We start from the raw sequence: 15,859 nt of genomic DNA on the forward strand, positions 1-15,859 counted from the left end.
ACGCCGCTACCGATGTCGCTCGATCCCGAGAATCTGCCCTATTACCTGCTGCGCAGCGCGCTCAGGATGGGGGCGGCGCTGATCTGCTCGCTGATCTTCACCCTGCTGTTCGGCATCGTCGCCTCGAAGGTTCCGGCGCTGGAGAAGGTGCTGATCCCGATCCTCGATATCTTGCAATCGATTCCGATCCTGGGCTTCCTGTCGATCACCGTCGCCGGATTCATCGCCCTGTTCCCCGGCAACCTGCTGGGAGTCGAATGCGCAGCGATTTTCGCGATCTTTACCTCTCAGGCGTGGAACATGGCGTTCAGCCTGTATTCCTCGCTGAAAACAGTGCCCAACGACCTGATCGAGGCATCGCGGGTGTTCCACCTGTCGCCGTGGCAACGCTTCTGGCGGCTGGAAATGCCGTGGGCGATGCCGGGGCTGGTGTGGAACATGATGGTGTCGGTGTCGGGCGGCTGGTTCTTCGTCGTCGCCTCCGAGGCGATCTCGGTGTCGAACCAGACCATCATGCTGCCCGGCGTCGGCTCTTATATCGCGCTGGCGATCGCCGCCCGCGACCTGTCGGCGATCTGCTGGGCCATCGTCGCGGTGCTGGTCGGCATCGTGATCTACGACCAGTTGATGTTCCGCCCGCTGGTGGCCTGGACCGACAAGTTCCGCGTCGATACCGGACCGGGCGAGCAACGGCCGGAATCCTGGCTGTTGACCCTGATGCAGCGCGGGCGGCTGTTCCGCCTGCTGGCGCAGATTCCGGTGGCATTGTGGGAGGGCTTGGCCGGGATGCGCCGCCGCAAGGCCGATGCGGCCCCGCGGCGGCGGATCGTGCTGCCACACCTGACCCTGCCCGGCTGGGCCGGGTGGGTCTGGGACGGGTTCCTGCTGGTCGTTACCGGAATCGCCCTGGTCCAGGTTGCGTTGTTCGTTCATGGCTCGGTCAATCTGGCCGAAGTCTGGCAGGTGCTGCTGTATGGGCTGGCGACCACCGCCCGGATCGTTGTGCTGATCGCGCTGGCCTCGCTGATCTGGGTTCCGGTCGGTGTCTGGGTCGGGCAGCGTCCGGTGGTGGCGCAGAACGTCCAGTGGATCGCCCAGTTCCTGGCGGCGTTCCCGGCCAACCTGATGTTTCCGGTCGCGGTGATGCTGATCGTCCATTTCGACCTCAACGTCGATGTCTGGACCAGCCCGCTGATGATTCTCGGCACCCAATGGTACATTCTGTTCAACGTCGTTGCCGGGGCGGCGGCGATCCCGCAGGACATGAAGGACGCGGCGGGCAATCTGGGTCTGACCGGCTGGATGAAATGGCGACGCTTTATCCTGCCCGCGATCTTCCCGGCCTACGTCACCGGGGCGTTCAACGCCTGCGGCGGGTCGTGGAACGCCTCGATCGTGTCGGAGATGGTCAGTTGGGGCGACACTCAGCTTGAGGCAACCGGGCTGGGGTCTTATATCGCCCGTGCCACCATCGACGGCGACTTCCCCCGCATCGCGCTGGGGATCGCGGTGATGTGCCTGTTCGTGATGGGCTTCAACCGTTTCCTGTGGCGCCCGCTCCACACCCTGGCGGCCGAGCGGCTGCGCCTCGACTAACCGAACCAATACCCGCGAAGAAAAGGGGTCCTGACATGGCCGAGCCGACCCTCCCCCCCCAAGCCCTGCTGGAACTGCGCGGCGTCCGCAAATCCTTCCGTACCCCGGAGCGGCACGAACGCACCGTGCTGGAAGGCGTCGACTTCCGGTTGGAGGAAGGCGAGATCGTCGCCCTGCTCGGCAAATCGGGCTCGGGCAAATCGACCCTGCTGCGGATCATGGCCGGGCTGATCCGCGCCAATGGCGGCGACGTGCTCTATCGCGGTCAGGCGGTGACCGCGCCCGCGCGCGGGATCGCGATGGTGTTCCAGTCCTTTGCCCTGTTCCCCTGGCTGACGGTGCAGGAGAATGTCGAACTGGGGCTGGAGGCGGGCGGAATCGGCCCGGCCGAGCGTGAGGAGCGCGCCGCCGAGGCAATCGAGATGATCGGGCTGGGTGGGTTCGAAAGCGCCTATCCCAAAGAATTGTCGGGCGGCATGCGCCAACGCGTCGGCTGCGCCCGCGCCCTGGTGATGCGCCCCGACGTGCTGCTGCTCGATGAGCCGTTCTCGGCGCTGGACGTGTTGACCAGTGAGACTCTGCGCGAGGATCTGCTCGATCTGTGGGCCGAGCGCAAGATTCCGACCAAGGGAATCCTGCTCGTCTCGCACAATATCGAGGAAGCGGTGTCGATGGCCGACCGGGTGCTGGTGTTCTCGAGCGATCCCGGACGGGTGCGGGCCGAGGTCAAGGTCGGGCTGCCCCAGCCGCGCGACACCGAATCCCCCGCCTTCCGCCAGATCGTCGATGAAATCTATTCGCTGATGACCGCCCATGTCCGCGGTGGTGGGGCTGGGGCGCAGGAACAACTGACCTTGGGCTACCGCCTGCCCGATACCACGCCGGGCAAGATGGCCGGTCTGCTCGAAACGATCGCCGAGGCTCCGTTCAACGGCCGCGCCGATTTGCCGCAACTGGCCGAGGAAACCGAGCTCGAAGACGATTCGCTGTTCCACCTGTTTGAAGCGCTGCGGGTGATGGGGCTGGCCCGGATCGCCTCGGGCGACATCTTCCTCACGCAATTGGGCCAGACCTTCGTTGATGCCGACGATGCCGGGCGCAAGGATTTGTTCGCCGAGTCGCTGCTGCGCAACATTCCGCTGGCTGCCCATATTCGCAAGGTGCTCGACGAGCGGCGCGATCATCGCGCCCCCGAAGATCGCTTCTTGCAGGAATTGCAGGATTACCTCACCGACGACGAGGCGGAGCGGGTGCTAGAGACGGCGATCACCTGGGGCCGTTATGCCGAGATTTTCGACTACGACTACAATTCCGGCGTGCTGATGCTGCCCGAGGACGAAGAAGAGGAAGAGGCCGCCGCCGACGGCTCGTCATCGGGCTCCGCCGCCGCCGAATAAGGCCGCCTTCCCCGTCAACCGTGCGATTCGATCGACCGCAGCCCCTTCGCGGGGTTGCGCTTTGTCGATTTATCGAATACCCCTTGATCTCTTTCCCTTTCCACGCTGCGGGTGGTCCGATCCCATGCGCCTTATCAGGCATTGCGGCGAATTTGGTGCCGATCGTCGCGGTTGCGTGGTGGCGCTCGGTAATTTCGACGGCGTCCATCTCGGTCATCAATCGGTGATTCTCACTGCCCGCGATCTGGCCGGGCAGGGGGGCGTCGCCTCGGGCGTGCTGACCTTCGAACCGCACCCCCGCCGGGTGTTCCGGCCCGATCTGCCGCCGTTCCGTCTCACCCCCTTCCGGGTCAAGGCCCGGCTGATCGAAGCGCTGGGGATCGATCTGCTGTTCCAGCAGACCTTCGACCCGGGCTTTGCCGCCGTTACCGCCGACGCTTTCATCAAGGACATTCTGGTCGGCTGCATGGGAGTGTCCCAGGTAGTGGTCGGCTACGATTACGTCTTTGGCAAGGATCGCGGCGGCGATTGCGCCCTGCTTGAAAGCGCCGGGGCCGAACTGGGCTTTGGGGTGACGGTGGTGCCGCCGACCGAGGTGGGGGGCGAGCCGTGCTCCTCGACCCGGGTCCGCGCCGCGTTGGCCTCGGGCCGTCCCGCTGACGCCGCCCACCTGCTCGGCCATTACTGGGAGCTGGAAGGCCGGGTCGAGCATGGCAGCGCGCGCGGCCGTCAATTGGGCTTTCCCACCGCCAATGTCCGCCTGGGTGAGTATCAGCACCCCGCCACCGGGGTCTATGCCGTCCGTGCCGGTGTCGATCGTGGCGGGGCGACGGTGTGGCATGATGGCGTTGCCAATTTTGGCCGCCGCCCGACCTTCGACCAGACCGACGAAGTGCTGGAGGTCCATCTGTTCGGCCTCAGCGAAGACCTTTACGGCCGCCACCTGCGGGTGGCGCTGATCGACCATCTCCGCCCCGAGCGCAAATTCTCGGGCGTGGATGAATTGCGGGCGCAGATCGTCCGCGACGCCGAGACCGCCCGGCAGCGCCTGGGCGGCCTTCATTTCCCCGCGACACCCGGCCCGATGGTGCCGGTCGCTCCCTAGTTCCCCCGGATTGCAGCCATGACCGTCGACCCCAAGACCACCGTTTTCCTGCCCAGGACCGATTTCCCGATGAAGGCGGGCCTGCCCGCGTTGGAACCCCGGCTGTTGGAGCGGTGGAACAGCATCGGCCTGTTCGAGCGGCTGCGCGAGACGGCGCGGGGTCGGGAAACCTTCATTCTTCACGACGGCCCGCCCTACGCCAACGGTCACCTGCATATCGGCCACGCGCTGAACAAGATTCTGAAGGACATCATCGTCCGCACCCAGCAGATGCAGGGCAAGGACGCGCCCTATGTCCCCGGCTGGGACTGCCACGGCCTGCCGATCGAGTGGAAGATCGAAGAGAAGTATCGCGCCGCCGGACTGGATAAGGACGAGGTCGATATCGTCGATTTCCGCGAGGAATGCCGCGCCTTCGCCCGCAGCTGGATCGACATCCAGCGCGAGGAGTTCAAGCGTTTGGGCGTCACCGGCGATTGGGACCATCCCTACACCACGATGACCAACGATGCCGAGGCGGTGATCGTCGCCGAACTGGGCAAGTTCCTGTTGGACGGCTCGCTCTATAAGGGGGCCAAGCCGGTGCTGTGGTCGGTGGTGGAAAAGACCGCGCTGGCCGAGGCCGAGGTCGAATATCACGACCACACCAGCATCACGATCTGGGTCAAATTCCCGGTGGTGACCGCCTCGCGCCCCGAGCTTGAGGGGGCCAAGGTGGTGATCTGGACCACCACGCCGTGGACGATGCCGGGCAACCGTGCCATCGCCTTCGGGGCCGGGTTCGAGTACGCCCTGGTCGAGGTCGAGACCGCGCCCGCCTCCGGTCTGGCCGCCGTCGGCGAACGGCTGGTGGTGCTGGCTGATCTGGTCAAACAGGTGGCGAAGGATGCCGGTTGCTCCTTCCGCATCATCACCAAGATCAACGGGGCCGATCTGGCCGGGACGATCTGTCACCATCCGTTGAAGCACCATCCCGAGGCCAAGGGCGGCTATGATTTCGCCGTGCCGCTGCTGGCGGGCGAGTTCGTCACCACCGACACCGGCACCGGCTTCGTTCATATCGCGCCGGGCCATGGCGAGGACGACTGGCATCTGGGCAAGGCCAACCAGATCGTGATCCCCGACACGGTTCAGGCCGACGGCACCTATTACCCCCATGTCGCGATCTTCGCCGGTCAGAGTGTGCTGGCCCAGGGCAAGAACGGCAAATATTACAGCCCGGTCGCCAAGGCGGTGATCGCGGCGATGACCGAATGCGGAAATTTGCTCGCCCATGGCAAGATCGAGCATTCTTATCCCCATTCCTGGCGGTCGAAGGCCCCGCTGATCTTCCGCAACACGCCGCAATGGTTCATCTCGATGGAGCAGAACGGCTTGCGCGCCAAGGCGCTGGCGGCGATTGCCGACACCCGCTTCGTGCCCTCTCAGGGGCGCAACCGGATCGGGGCGATGATCGAGAACCGCCCCGATTGGTGCGTTTCGCGTCAGCGCGCCTGGGGCGTGCCGATCGCGGTGTTCGTCGAAAAGAAAAGCGGCCAGCCGCTGCGCGACGCGGAGGTGATGGCGCGGATCGTCGATGCCTTCAAGACCGACGGGTCGGATAGCTGGTTCACCAGCCCGCCGTCGCGGTTCCTGGGCAATGGCTACGATCCCGAGGAATACGAACAGGTGTTCGACATCCTTGACGTCTGGTTCGATTCCGGCTGCACCCACGCCTTCGTGCTGGAAGGCGACGAATGGCCGCGTCTGTCCTCGCCCGCCTCGCTCTATCTCGAAGGCTCGGACCAGCATCGCGGCTGGTTCCATTCCTCGCTGCTGGAATCCTGCGGCACCCGGGGCCGTGCCCCTTATGACGCGGTGCTGACCCATGGCTTCGTCCTCGACGAGGCCGGACGCAAGATGTCGAAATCGTTGGGCAACGTCGTCGCCCCCCAGGAAGTGGTCGATGCCCAGGGTGCCGATATCCTGCGCCTGTGGGTGGCGGGGTCGGATTCGTCGGACGATCTGCGGATCGGGCCGGAAATCCTGAAGACCCAGGTCGATATCTATCGCCGCCTTCGCAACACGCTGCGCTATCTGCTGGGTGCGCTCGACGGCTTTACCGCGACCGAGCGGCTGGAGTATGCCGAGCTGCCCGAGCTGGAACGCTCGGTGCTGCATCGTCTCGCTGAACTCGACCGGGGCCTGCGCGAGGCGTGCGACAACTTCACCTTCCATGGCTGGTTCGCCGAACTGCACACCTTCTGCGCCGTCGATCTGTCGGCGTTCTATTTCGATATCCGTAAGGACGCGCTGTATTGCGACCGGCCGGATTCGCTGCGCCGCCGCGCTGCCCGGACTCTGTTCGACATCCTGCTCGACACTCTGTGCAAGTGGCTGGCTCCGTTCCTGTGCTTCACCGCCGAGGAAGCGTGGCTGGCCCGTCACCCCTCCGCTGACGGCTCGGTTCATCTCGAACAATTCCCGACCCTTCCCGCCGCCTGGCGGGACGAGGCTCTGGCCCAGCGCTGGGCGAAGATCCGCGATGTCCGCCGCGTCGTCACCGGCGCGCTGGAGGTCGAGCGTGCCGCCAAGCGGATCGGCTCGTCGTTGCAGGCCAAGCCGGTCCTGACGGTGTCGGACGAGGTGCGCGACCTGCTAGCCGGTCTCGACCTCGCCGAAATCTTCATCACCTCGGGGGTTGAACTGGTGGTGGGGAGTCTGGGCGAGGGCGCGTTCACCCTGGCCGACGTGCCCGGCATCGCCGTCCAGCCCCAGGCCGCCGAGGGAGCCAAGTGCGCCCGCTGCTGGAAGGTGCTGCCCGAGGTCGGTGAGTCCGCTCATGCCGGGGTCTGCCATCGCTGCGCCGATGCGATGGACCATTCCGCAACGGTGGGCAGGGGTGATGCGGTTCGGATTCAAAGCCGCTCTCGCCCTCTCGGCGCTGGTGATCGTGCTCGATCAGGCCAGCAAATGGGCCATCGTCGAGCAGGTGATGCGGCCCGAGGGGGTGGAGGGCACGCCCTTCTTCACCCTGACGCGGATCGAGCTGGCGCCGTTTCTCAATCTGGTGATGACCTGGAACCGGGGAGTCAGCTTTGGGATCGGCAACGGCGCGGTTCCGCTCGACCCGCTGATCCTGTCGGCTCTGTCCGGGGTGATCGTCGTCGCCCTGATCGGCTGGCTGTATCGCGCCGGAACGCCGTTGGTGCGGCTGGCGGTGTCGCTGATCATCGGCGGCGCGATCGGAAATATCGTCGATCGTCTGCGCTATGGCGCGGTGGCCGACTTTATCGATGCGCATATTGCGGGCCATCATTGGCCTGCCTTTAATTTGGCGGATTCGGCTATTACCGTTGGCGCGGTGATTTTGGTTGTCGACTCCTTGTTTGGCGGCCGTGATTCGACTAAGACATAAGATCATGAGACAGAGTGAAGCCTCCGCGCGCATTCCGCACCGTCTGGCACCCCTTGTGGTGATGCTGGCGGTTCTCGCCTTGTCCGCTTGCTCCGACGTCAAGCGGTCGCTGGGGTACGAGAAGGCTCCCCCGGACGAATTCCAGGTCGTCCAGCGGGCTCCGCTCAGTATGCCGCCCGACTTCTCGCTCCGTCCGCCTCAGCCCGGCGCTACCCGCCCGCAGGAAGGCACCACCCGTGATCAGGCCCTGCGCGTCCTCAGCGGGCAGCGGGTGACCACTCCGGTCTCCACCGCAGGCCGGACCCAGGGCGACGTGACCCTGCTCAAACGCTTTGGCGCCGAATCGATCCAGCCTGACATCCGTGTTCTGGTGAACAAGGAATCCCAGTCGATCGCCGATGCGGAAAAGAGCTTCACCGACCGGCTGGTGTTCTGGCGCAAGCCGGAACAGTCCGGCGTCGTCGTCGATCCGGTCAAGGAAAGCCAGCGTCTGCGCGAGAATCAGGCGCTGGGTAAGTCGGTGTCCGAAGGCCAGACCCCGCGGATCGAGCGGCGCAAGAAGGCGATCCTCGAAGGCATCTTCTGATCGAAGAGGGGAGCACCGCTTGCGGCGGCCCGGTTTACTCCCTACCTCTTTTCCGCTTTGACCCAGCAGGTTGCATCAGGCCGCCGCCGATCCGGCTCGGGTCGTCGGCGGAGAAGGGGAGTAAGAGCGGAGATGAAAGCTGTTGCCCGGTCGGCGCTGCTGTTGGCGGCGCTGTTGGTTGTCTCCCGTCCGGCCGAGGCGCGGCTGTTCGATCCCCAAACCTTTACCCTGTCGAATGGGATGATTGTGGTGGTGGTGCCCAACCACCGCGTTCCGATCGTCTCGCATATGGTGTGGTACAAGGTCGGTGCCGCCGACGAGGTCGCGGGGAAAAGCGGGCTGGCCCACATGCTTGAACATCTGATGTTCAAGGGTACGAAATCGGTGCCGCCGGGCGATTTCTCGAAGATCGTGTCCCGCAATGGCGGCCGCGACAACGCCTTCACCAGTTCGGACTATACCGGCTATTTCCAGAACGTCGCCGCCGACCGGCTGGAACTGGTGATGCGGATGGAAGCCGACCGCATGGCCAACCTGACGCTCGACGAAGATAATTTCCGCACCGAGCGGGCGGTGGTGCTGGAAGAGCGGCGCTCCCGCGTTGGCAACAATCCGGCGGCGCGGCTGGCCGAGCAGATGGAAGCGGCGCTGTTCCTCAACAGCCCCTATCACCGCCCGGTGATCGGCTGGCAGTCCGAGATCGCCGGTCTGACCCGCGATGATGCCCTGGCGTTCTATCGCCGTTGGTACGCCCCCAACAATGCCATTCTGATCGTCGCGGGCGATGTCGATGCCGAACGGGTCCGTCCGCTGGCCGAGAAATATTACGGCACGCTGCCCCGCGCCGATATTCCGCCCCGCACCCGCACCGAGGAACCGGCCCCGGAAGCGGCGCGCCGCGTTACCGTCACCGATCCCCGCGTCAGCCAGCCGAGCTGGAGCCGCCTCTATCTCGCCCCCAGCCAGCGCGCGGGCGAGTCCCGGCTGGCCCAGCCGCTGGAGGTTCTGGCTGAAATCATCGGCGGCGGCGCGACCTCGATTCTGTACCGCTCGCTGGTGGTCGAACAGGGGCTGGCCGCCCATGCCGACGCCGCCTATGACCCGGTCGCGGTCGGCCTGACCAGCTTTCGCATCGGTGTCGTTCCCCGCCCTGGAATCAGTCCCGAGCGGCTGGAAGCGGCGGTTGACGCCCAGATCGCCCGGATCGCCAAGGGCGAAATCTCGGCCGAGGAGGTCGAGCGGGCCAAGACCCGCCTGCGCGCCAGTGTCGTCTATGCCCGCGATTCGCTCCATACCGGAGCCCAGGTGCTGGGCGAGGCGCTGGCGGTCGGCCTCTCCGTCGAGGATGTCGAATCCTGGCCCGACCGGATCGCGGCGGTCACTCCGGCCCAGGTGGCCGAGGCCGCCGCCACGGTGCTGGATGCCCGCGCCTCGGTCACCGGCCTGCTGTTGCCGGAGCCGGGGGCCCAGCCCCGTCCCGATGTGGCTCCCGCCACCCTTCCCGCCGATCGGGGGATTCGCTGATGCCGCGCCTGCTTGCCGTTTTCGCCCTGGTTGCCGGATTGCTCCTCTCCGGGCTATCTGCCCCCGCCGCCGCCGTCACCGTCGAAAAGGTGGTCAGCCCCGGCGGGATCGAGGCGTGGCTGGTCCGCGATCATTCCAATCCGATCATCGCGCTGGAACTGTCCTTTCGCGGCGGGGCCGCGCTTGATCCTGCGGATAAGTCCGGTCTGGCGGTGATGACCGCTGCCCTGCTGGACGAAGGGGCCGGGCCTTATGACTCGCAGGCGTTCCAGCGGATGTTGGAAGACCGGGTGATCGGCCTGTCGTTCGATGCAGGGCGCGATGGCTTTCGTGGCCATCTGAAAACCCTGACCGAGCATCGCGACAAAGCGTTCGAGCTGTTCCGGCTGGCGCTGACCCAGCCGCGCTTTGACAAGCCTGCGGTCGAGCGGATTCGCGGCCAGATCGTCGCCGGGCTGATGCGCGAATCCGAAAGCCCGGAAACCCTCGCCGCCAAGGCGTGGTTCCAGGCGGTGTTCGCCGGTCATCCCTATGCCCGCTCGCCGCGCGGCGAGATCGCTTCGGTCAAGGCGATCAAGGCCGCCGATCTGAAGGCGGCGGTTCGCCGTCTGCTTGCCCGCGACCGGATGACGATCGGCGTGGTCGGCGATATCGACCCGCCCGAATTGGGCCGCCTGCTTGATGCCACCTTCGGCGGTCTGCCCGCCAGCGCGGCGCCTCTGACCGTGCCCGACATCCGCCCCGGCGCCGCCGGGATGGTGAAAACGATCGAGCGCGACATCCCCCAGACCGTCGCGACCTTTGGCTTGGCCGGGATCAAGCGTGACGATCCCGATTGGTATGCCGCGACGGTGATGAACCATATCCTTGGCGGCGGCGGCTTTGCCTCGCGCCTGACCGAAGAGGTGCGGGAAAAGCGCGGGCTGGCTTATTCGGTGTGGACCGGGCTGGTTCCGCTCGACCATGCCGGACTGATCCTGGGCGGCGTCGCGACCCAGACCAGCCGGTTCGACGAATCGGTTGCCCTGATCCGCGAGGAAATCCGCAAGCTGCGCGACGATGGCCCGACCGAGGCCGAACTGGCCGATGCCAAGACCTATCTGAACGGGTCGTTCCCGCTTCAGCTCGATTCGACCGTCGCGATTGCCCAGGTGCTGGTCCAGCTTCAGACCGACCGGCTGGGGCCGGACTTCCTTGATCGCCGCCCGGCGCTGATCGCGGCGGTGACCCGCGACGATATCCGCCGCGTCGCCGCTCGTCTGCTCGACCCCGCCGCGTTGACCCTGGTTTCGGTCGGCCGCGCTCAGAAGTAAGGAAAGGGTATTGGGGCCTCGCCCCAAACCCCGACCGGGAGGCAGCCCGGTCGCAAGAGCGATTACCGCCGCCCGAACAGCTTTTCGATATCGGACAGGCCCAGCACGACATGGGTGGGGCGGCCGTGATTGCACTGGCCGGACAGCGGGGTCGCCTCCATCTGGCGCAACAGCGCGTTCATCTCGGGCAGGCTGAGCCGTCGCCCCGCCCGCACCGAGCCATGGCAGGCCAGGGTGGCGCAGATGTCGAGCAACCGCTCTGACAACGCCGTTGTCGCCCCCCATTCCGCCAGTTCGTCGGCAAGATCGCGGACCAGTCCGGCGATGTCGCTCGCTTCGCCCAGCAAGGCAGGCACCTCGCGCACCACCACCGCGCCGGGGCCGAACGGTTCCAGCGCCAGACCCAGCGCCGCCAGTTCCTCGGCCCGCTCGACCAACCGCGCCGCCGCCGCTTCGCCCAGTTCGACAACTTCGGGCAGCAACAGGCCCTGGCGGGCGACACCACCGTCGGCCAGCGCCTGTTTCATCCGTTCGAACACCAGCCGTTCGTGGGCGGCGTGCTGATCGACGATCACCAGCCCCGAGGCGGTTTCGGCGACGATATAGGTATCGTGAAGCTGGGCTCGTGCCGCTCCCAGCGGATAGTCGGGCTGGGCGGCGGAGGGGGCTTCGGCCGGGGGCAACCCGGCTTCGCCCGAGGGGGCGGAGGGGGGAAGCGACAGGCCGGGGATCGATTCGGCCAGACCGGGGAAGCCGCCGTTGCCGAACGGAGCCTGGGCGGCGCGACCGGCCGACAACGCTGCCGCTGAGGGGCGGGGGGGCGGTGACCAGGACGAACTTGGACGATAGGGCGTGGCGGCGGGGAGGGGAGACCGACCCAGCGCGCCCAGCGCATCGCCGGTCAGGGTCGAACTGGCCCGATGTCCGGCGGCGGCCAGGGCGTGGCGGATCGCCCCGACGATCAGCCCGCGCACCAGACCGGAATCGCGGAAGCGGACCTCGGCCTTGGCGGGGTGGACGTTGACATCGACCTGATCGGGGTCAAGCTCAAGGAACAGCGCCACCACCGGGTGGCGGTCGCGGGCCAGCACGTCCTGATAGGCCCCGCGCACCGCGCCGATCACCAGCCGGTCGCGGACCGGACGGCCATTGACGAACAGATATTGCTGGGCGGCGGTGGCGCGGTTGTAGGTCGGCAGCCCGGCCCAGCCGGTGAGGCGGATGCCGTCGCGTTCGGCGTCGAGCGCCAGGGCGTTGGCTTCGAACTCGCGCCCGACCACCTGGGCCAGCCGCCCCAGCCGGGCGTTGTCGCCGGTGCGGGCGGGGAGATCGAGCGAGCGCCGCGCTCCGTCGCTGAGCGAGAAGGAAATCTCGGGGTGGGCCATCGCCAGCCGCTCGATCACCTCGATCGCGTGGGTGGTCTCGGTGCGCGGCGCCTTCAGGAATTTCAGCCGGGCCGGGGTGGCGAAGAACAGGTCGCGGACCTCGACCCGGGTGCCGGGCGGATGGGCGGCTGGTTGCGCCGCGCCTTTCTCGCCGCCCGCGACGGTCAGGCTCCAGGCCGATTCCGCTCCGCGCTTGCGGCTGGTCAGCGTCAGCCGCGCCACCGAACCGATCGAGGGCAGCGCCTCGCCGCGAAAGCCCAGGAAGCGGATGCGGACCAGATCGTCGTCGGGAAGCTTCGAGGTCGCGTGGCGTTCGACCGCCAGCGCCAGTTCGTCGGGGTCCATGCCGACCCCGTCGTCGCTGACCGAGATCAGCGACTGCCCGCCTTCGGCCAGCACGACGTCGATGCGTTTGGCACCGGCGTCGAGCGCGTTTTCAACCAGTTCCTTGACCGCCGAGGCGGGGCGTTCGACCACTTCGCCAGCGGCGATGCGGTTGACCAGAGTGGGGGGAAGCAGACGGATCGACATCGCCGCATTTTAGCGCGGCGGCCATTCCCGATTCCAGTAATACCCAACCAAAGCCTTCAAGCCCTGGTGTATCCCCTTATCTCAGGCCACCGATCTGTTCGAACGAAGCCGCTGCGTCGTCCCAGCCCCAGCCACGTTGCTGGGCCAGGGCGCCCCGGTGCAGCCGCCGCCACAGAGTGTCGTCGGACAGGACTTGAATCGCGGCGGTGGCGAAGTCGGCCTCGCCCTTGACGCAATAGCCGGTCTCGTCGGGGATCACCCGCTCGGACATGCAGGCGATATCCTCCAGCACCACCGGCAGGCCCATCGCCTGGGCCTCGGCCACCGCCGAACAGAAGGTTTCGCCGATATCGCCGCGATAGAGCAGGGCGCGGGCGGCACCGAGTTCCCCGACCAACTGGGTCTTCGGCACCGGGCCGCGCAGCACGACGCCATGATCGGCCAGCGCGGCGGCACGGTCGAGCACCAATCCCATCCGGTCGGCCTTGGCCGCGCCTGCCGCACCATAGGTGGCGGCACCGGCAAAGATATGCAGTTCCGCCCCCGGCACCGCCGGGCGAATGCGGGCAGCCCACAATTCCAGCAGCCAGTCGAGCGAACGCAACGGGTTCGAGGTGAAGATCGCCCGGGGCGGCGGCACCTGCTCACGCGGGGTGGCGTGGCGGAACAGATCGGTGACGCCATAAGGGACGATCTCGCGTCCCCCGGCAAAGGCCCAGCCGGGATAGGTTCCGGCATGGCTGGCCCCGGAGAACACGATCACCGGGCGGCGCAGCGCCAGCTTCCACTGATAACGGGCCTTCAGCAGATATCCGGCCGGATTATGAATCCAGAAGATCGAACGCTTGGCCTTGGGGCACAGCCGGATCAGCCGGTCGCCGCGATTGGCGATATAGAGATCGGCGGAGTCGGGCACGCCCTGGGCCAGCGGCCGCCAGTGCACGCCGCGATGGGTCCGCTCGGCCGGGCATTTGTTGCAGACGATCACCTCGTGACCGCGCGCGGCGAGCGCGTTGGCCATTTCGATGAACGAGGTCTCGGCCCCGCCCAGCGGCTTTTCCTCCAGGCTGGCACCGTCGAAAACGATGCCGTCATCGGTCATGACGATGCGGGCCATGGGTCAGTCCTTTTCGAGCTTGGCCTTGAGATGCGACAGCATCGGATAGAGCGCGGCGCAGGTGGCGATGATGAAGCCGTGACCGCCTTCGCGCCAGCCGCCCCGCCGCACATAGCATTTGAAGAAGCGGCTGACCATCCGGCGCAGATTGCTGGCGGTCGAGCCCCAGGTCTCGCCCCGCTCGCGCAGGTCGCGGGCCCGCGCGGTGGAATAGGCGTCGAGCCGCCGGATCATGTCCGAGATGTTGCGATCGACGTAATGGAGCAGCCGGTGCTTCAGCATCGGCCCCTTGGTCCCCCGCCAGGTCAGCGAGGGATGAACCCGGTCGTCGCCCCAGGTCTTCGCGCTCTGGCGGAACAGGCCGGGATAGGCGGCCTTGCCGTAACTGGCGCCCCAGCCTCGGCGGACCAGCCGTTCGCCGATGAAATTATCAACCAGAATTTCGTGCCAGTCGAAGCGCGAGGTGGCGATCACCTCGCGGATTTCGGCGGCCAGTTCGGGGGGCACGTGCTCGTCGGCATCGACTTCCAGCACCCACTCTCCGGTGCAGGCGGCGATCCCGGCATTGCGGCGTCCGCCTTCGCGCTCCCAGCCGCCTTCGACCAGTTTCGCGCCAAAGCCCCGCGCAATCTCACCCGACCGGTCGGTGCAGCGGTCGAGAACCACCACCAATTCATCGACAAAGCCGAGCCTGTCGAGGCAGGCGGGCAGCCGCTCTTCCTCGTTATGGATCACCACCAGGGCGGACAGGCGGGGAGGCGCGCTCATCGCCCGTTGCCCCGCCAGCGCGGGAACGGCCGCTGGTGGGCATGGTCCAGCGCGGCGCGATAGGTCGCCAGCGTCTGTTCCATTCGGTGGTCGAACCGCATCGTCGTCTCGGCCAGACAGCGCGCCCGCGAGGCGATGGCTGCGGCGCGGGGGCGGTCGTCCATCACCGCCGCCATCGCGTCGGCCAGCGCCGCCGGATCGGCGGCAGGGACCAGCCAGCCGGTTTCTCCCGCCGTCACGATTTCGGGAACGCCGCCGACCTCGCTGGCGACCACCGGGCGGCCGACGGCAAAGGCCTGGACCGCGACGCGGGGCTGCGCCTCGGTCAGCGAGGGGATCACCACCGCATCGGCGGTGCGCATCAACACGGCGACATCGTCGCGATAGCCGGTGAACACCACCCTATCGCCGAAAGCGGCGGCGCGGGTCCGCAGCGCCTGGTCATACTCGGCGCATTCGGCGGTGGCCGATCCGACGATCACCAGCGTCGGGCGGCGTCCGCCCGCGTCCAGCCGGGCCAGCGCGTCGAGCAGATGATCCTGGCCCTTGTCGGGGCGGATCATGCCGACACACAGCCAGACGAAGGCATCGGCGGGCACGCCCAGGGCAGCGCGCATCGTCGCCCGCTCCAGGGGGGCTGCGGCGGCAAAGAACGAATCGTCGGCCCAGCCGCCGATCGCGGTGGCGCGGCGGGGATCGGCCAGCCCGTCGGCAACCAGGGCAGCGCGGGTGCAATCGGCAACGGTGATGATGTGGTCGGCCCCCAGCCGCCATTGCATCCGCCGGATCGGCGACGATTTCAGCGGCTGGTTGACATGGCGCGAGCGCACCACGGCGCAGAGATCAAGACAGGTGGCGGCGACCTTGGCATCACGGGTGACGTGGGTGTCGATCAACTCGATCCCGCGCCCGATCACCAGCCGACGAAATTCCCGCACCGAGGACGGCCGCCACGGACGGTCGAAATCGAAATCAATCAGCGGCAGAGCTTCGGCTTCGGCCCGGGCCCAGGTCTGGCCGTCGGCGGGAGTGGCCAGCCACACCGAATGGCCGTGGGACTTCAGCCAGCGGACCTGCTCGACGGTGCGATGCTCCATGCCGCCCCAATTGCGCCCGGGAATGGTATGCAGGATGTGCAAG

The 15,859-nt window shown here is 66.9% G+C and carries 11 protein-coding genes and 1 pseudogene; 8 read left to right on the forward strand and 4 right to left on the reverse strand.

The window, feature by feature from the left end; translation table 11 throughout:
* The 8 genes and pseudogenes from K678_RS10880 to K678_RS10910 form a co-directional block, all read left to right on the forward strand.
* A partial coding sequence (locus tag K678_RS10880; RefSeq protein WP_021132498.1) for an ABC transporter permease occupies positions 1 to 1,596 on the forward strand: 1,596 nt, incomplete at its 5' end.
* A 35-nt stretch (positions 1,597 to 1,631) separates the two neighbouring features.
* Positions 1,632 to 2,993, forward strand: coding sequence for an ABC transporter ATP-binding protein (locus K678_RS10885; RefSeq protein ID WP_021132499.1), 1,362 nt, complete (start codon positions 1,632 to 1,634; stop codon positions 2,991 to 2,993).
* Between the two features lie 124 nt (positions 2,994 to 3,117).
* A complete protein-coding gene (locus K678_RS10890; RefSeq protein WP_021132500.1) occupies positions 3,118 to 4,098 on the forward strand; it encodes a bifunctional riboflavin kinase/FAD synthetase in 981 nt (326 codons plus the stop codon).
* An 18-nt stretch (positions 4,099 to 4,116) separates the two neighbouring features.
* Positions 4,117 to 6,957, forward strand: a pseudogene (ileS, locus tag K678_RS10895) (isoleucine--tRNA ligase); the annotation flags it as partial.
* 115 nt (positions 6,958 to 7,072) lie between these two features.
* The gene (gene lspA / locus K678_RS18225) at positions 7,073 to 7,495 is read left to right on the forward strand and encodes a signal peptidase II (protein WP_331270950.1); all 423 of its coding nucleotides are present in this window, start codon (positions 7,073 to 7,075) and stop codon (positions 7,493 to 7,495) included.
* A 4-nt stretch (positions 7,496 to 7,499) separates the two neighbouring features.
* The gene (locus K678_RS10900; RefSeq protein ID WP_021132503.1) at positions 7,500 to 8,081 is read left to right on the forward strand and encodes a DUF3035 domain-containing protein; all 582 of its coding nucleotides are present in this window, start codon (positions 7,500 to 7,502) and stop codon (positions 8,079 to 8,081) included.
* A 132-nt stretch (positions 8,082 to 8,213) separates the two neighbouring features.
* On the forward strand, positions 8,214 to 9,605 hold the full coding sequence (locus K678_RS10905; RefSeq protein ID WP_021132504.1) for a M16 family metallopeptidase: 1,392 nt from the start codon (positions 8,214 to 8,216) through the stop codon (positions 9,603 to 9,605).
* The gene (locus tag K678_RS10910; protein ID WP_021132505.1) at positions 9,605 to 10,918 is read left to right on the forward strand and encodes a M16 family metallopeptidase; all 1,314 of its coding nucleotides are present in this window, start codon (positions 9,605 to 9,607) and stop codon (positions 10,916 to 10,918) included. Before K678_RS10905 ends, K678_RS10910 begins: the two co-directional genes overlap by 1 nt.
* Positions 10,919 to 10,980: 62 nt before the next feature.
* Here the strand turns inward: K678_RS10910 and mutL are convergent, their stop codons facing one another.
* From mutL to K678_RS10930, 4 genes are all read right to left on the reverse strand, one after another.
* The gene (gene mutL, locus K678_RS10915) at positions 10,981 to 12,834 is read right to left on the reverse strand and encodes a DNA mismatch repair endonuclease MutL (protein WP_021132506.1); all 1,854 of its coding nucleotides are present in this window, start codon (positions 12,832 to 12,834) and stop codon (positions 10,981 to 10,983) included.
* A gap of 76 nt (positions 12,835 to 12,910) precedes the next feature.
* The gene (locus K678_RS10920; protein WP_021132507.1) at positions 12,911 to 13,951 is read right to left on the reverse strand and encodes a glycosyltransferase; all 1,041 of its coding nucleotides are present in this window, start codon (positions 13,949 to 13,951) and stop codon (positions 12,911 to 12,913) included.
* A 3-nt stretch (positions 13,952 to 13,954) separates the two neighbouring features.
* On the reverse strand, positions 13,955 to 14,719 hold the full coding sequence (locus K678_RS10925; RefSeq protein WP_021132508.1) for a glycosyltransferase family 2 protein: 765 nt from the start codon (positions 14,717 to 14,719) through the stop codon (positions 13,955 to 13,957).
* On the reverse strand, positions 14,716 to 15,858 hold the full coding sequence (locus K678_RS10930) for a glycosyltransferase family 4 protein (protein ID WP_021132509.1): 1,143 nt from the start codon (positions 15,856 to 15,858) through the stop codon (positions 14,716 to 14,718). The genes K678_RS10925 and K678_RS10930 overlap by 4 nt, the downstream gene beginning before the upstream one ends.
* Position 15,859: the final 1 nt, after the last annotated feature.

The sequence above is a fragment of the Magnetospirillum fulvum MGU-K5 genome (assembly GCF_000442515.1).
In the GTDB taxonomy this organism is placed as follows: domain Bacteria; phylum Pseudomonadota; class Alphaproteobacteria; order Rhodospirillales; family Magnetospirillaceae; genus Phaeospirillum; species Phaeospirillum fulvum_B.

Bases quoted from the DNA above. Each gene is read 5' to 3' on its own strand.
- K678_RS10925 (WP_021132508.1), bottom strand. From the start codon at position 14,719: ATGAGCGCGCCTCCCCGCCTGTCCGCCCTGGTGGTGATCCATAACGAG.
- K678_RS10890 (WP_021132500.1), top strand. From the start codon at position 3,118: ATGCGCCTTATCAGGCATTGCGGCGAATTTGGTGCCGATCGTCGCGGT.
- K678_RS10905 (WP_021132504.1), top strand. From the start codon at position 8,214: ATGAAAGCTGTTGCCCGGTCGGCGCTGCTGTTGGCGGCGCTGTTGGTT.
- lspA (WP_331270950.1), top strand. From the start codon at position 7,073: ATGCGGCCCGAGGGGGTGGAGGGCACGCCCTTCTTCACCCTGACGCGG.
- K678_RS10920 (WP_021132507.1), bottom strand. From the start codon at position 13,951: ATGGCCCGCATCGTCATGACCGATGACGGCATCGTTTTCGACGGTGCC.
- K678_RS10885 (WP_021132499.1), top strand. From the start codon at position 1,632: ATGGCCGAGCCGACCCTCCCCCCCCAAGCCCTGCTGGAACTGCGCGGC.
- mutL (WP_021132506.1), bottom strand. From the start codon at position 12,834: ATGTCGATCCGTCTGCTTCCCCCCACTCTGGTCAACCGCATCGCCGCT.
- K678_RS10900 (WP_021132503.1), top strand. From the start codon at position 7,500: ATGAGACAGAGTGAAGCCTCCGCGCGCATTCCGCACCGTCTGGCACCC.
- K678_RS10910 (WP_021132505.1), top strand. From the start codon at position 9,605: ATGCCGCGCCTGCTTGCCGTTTTCGCCCTGGTTGCCGGATTGCTCCTC.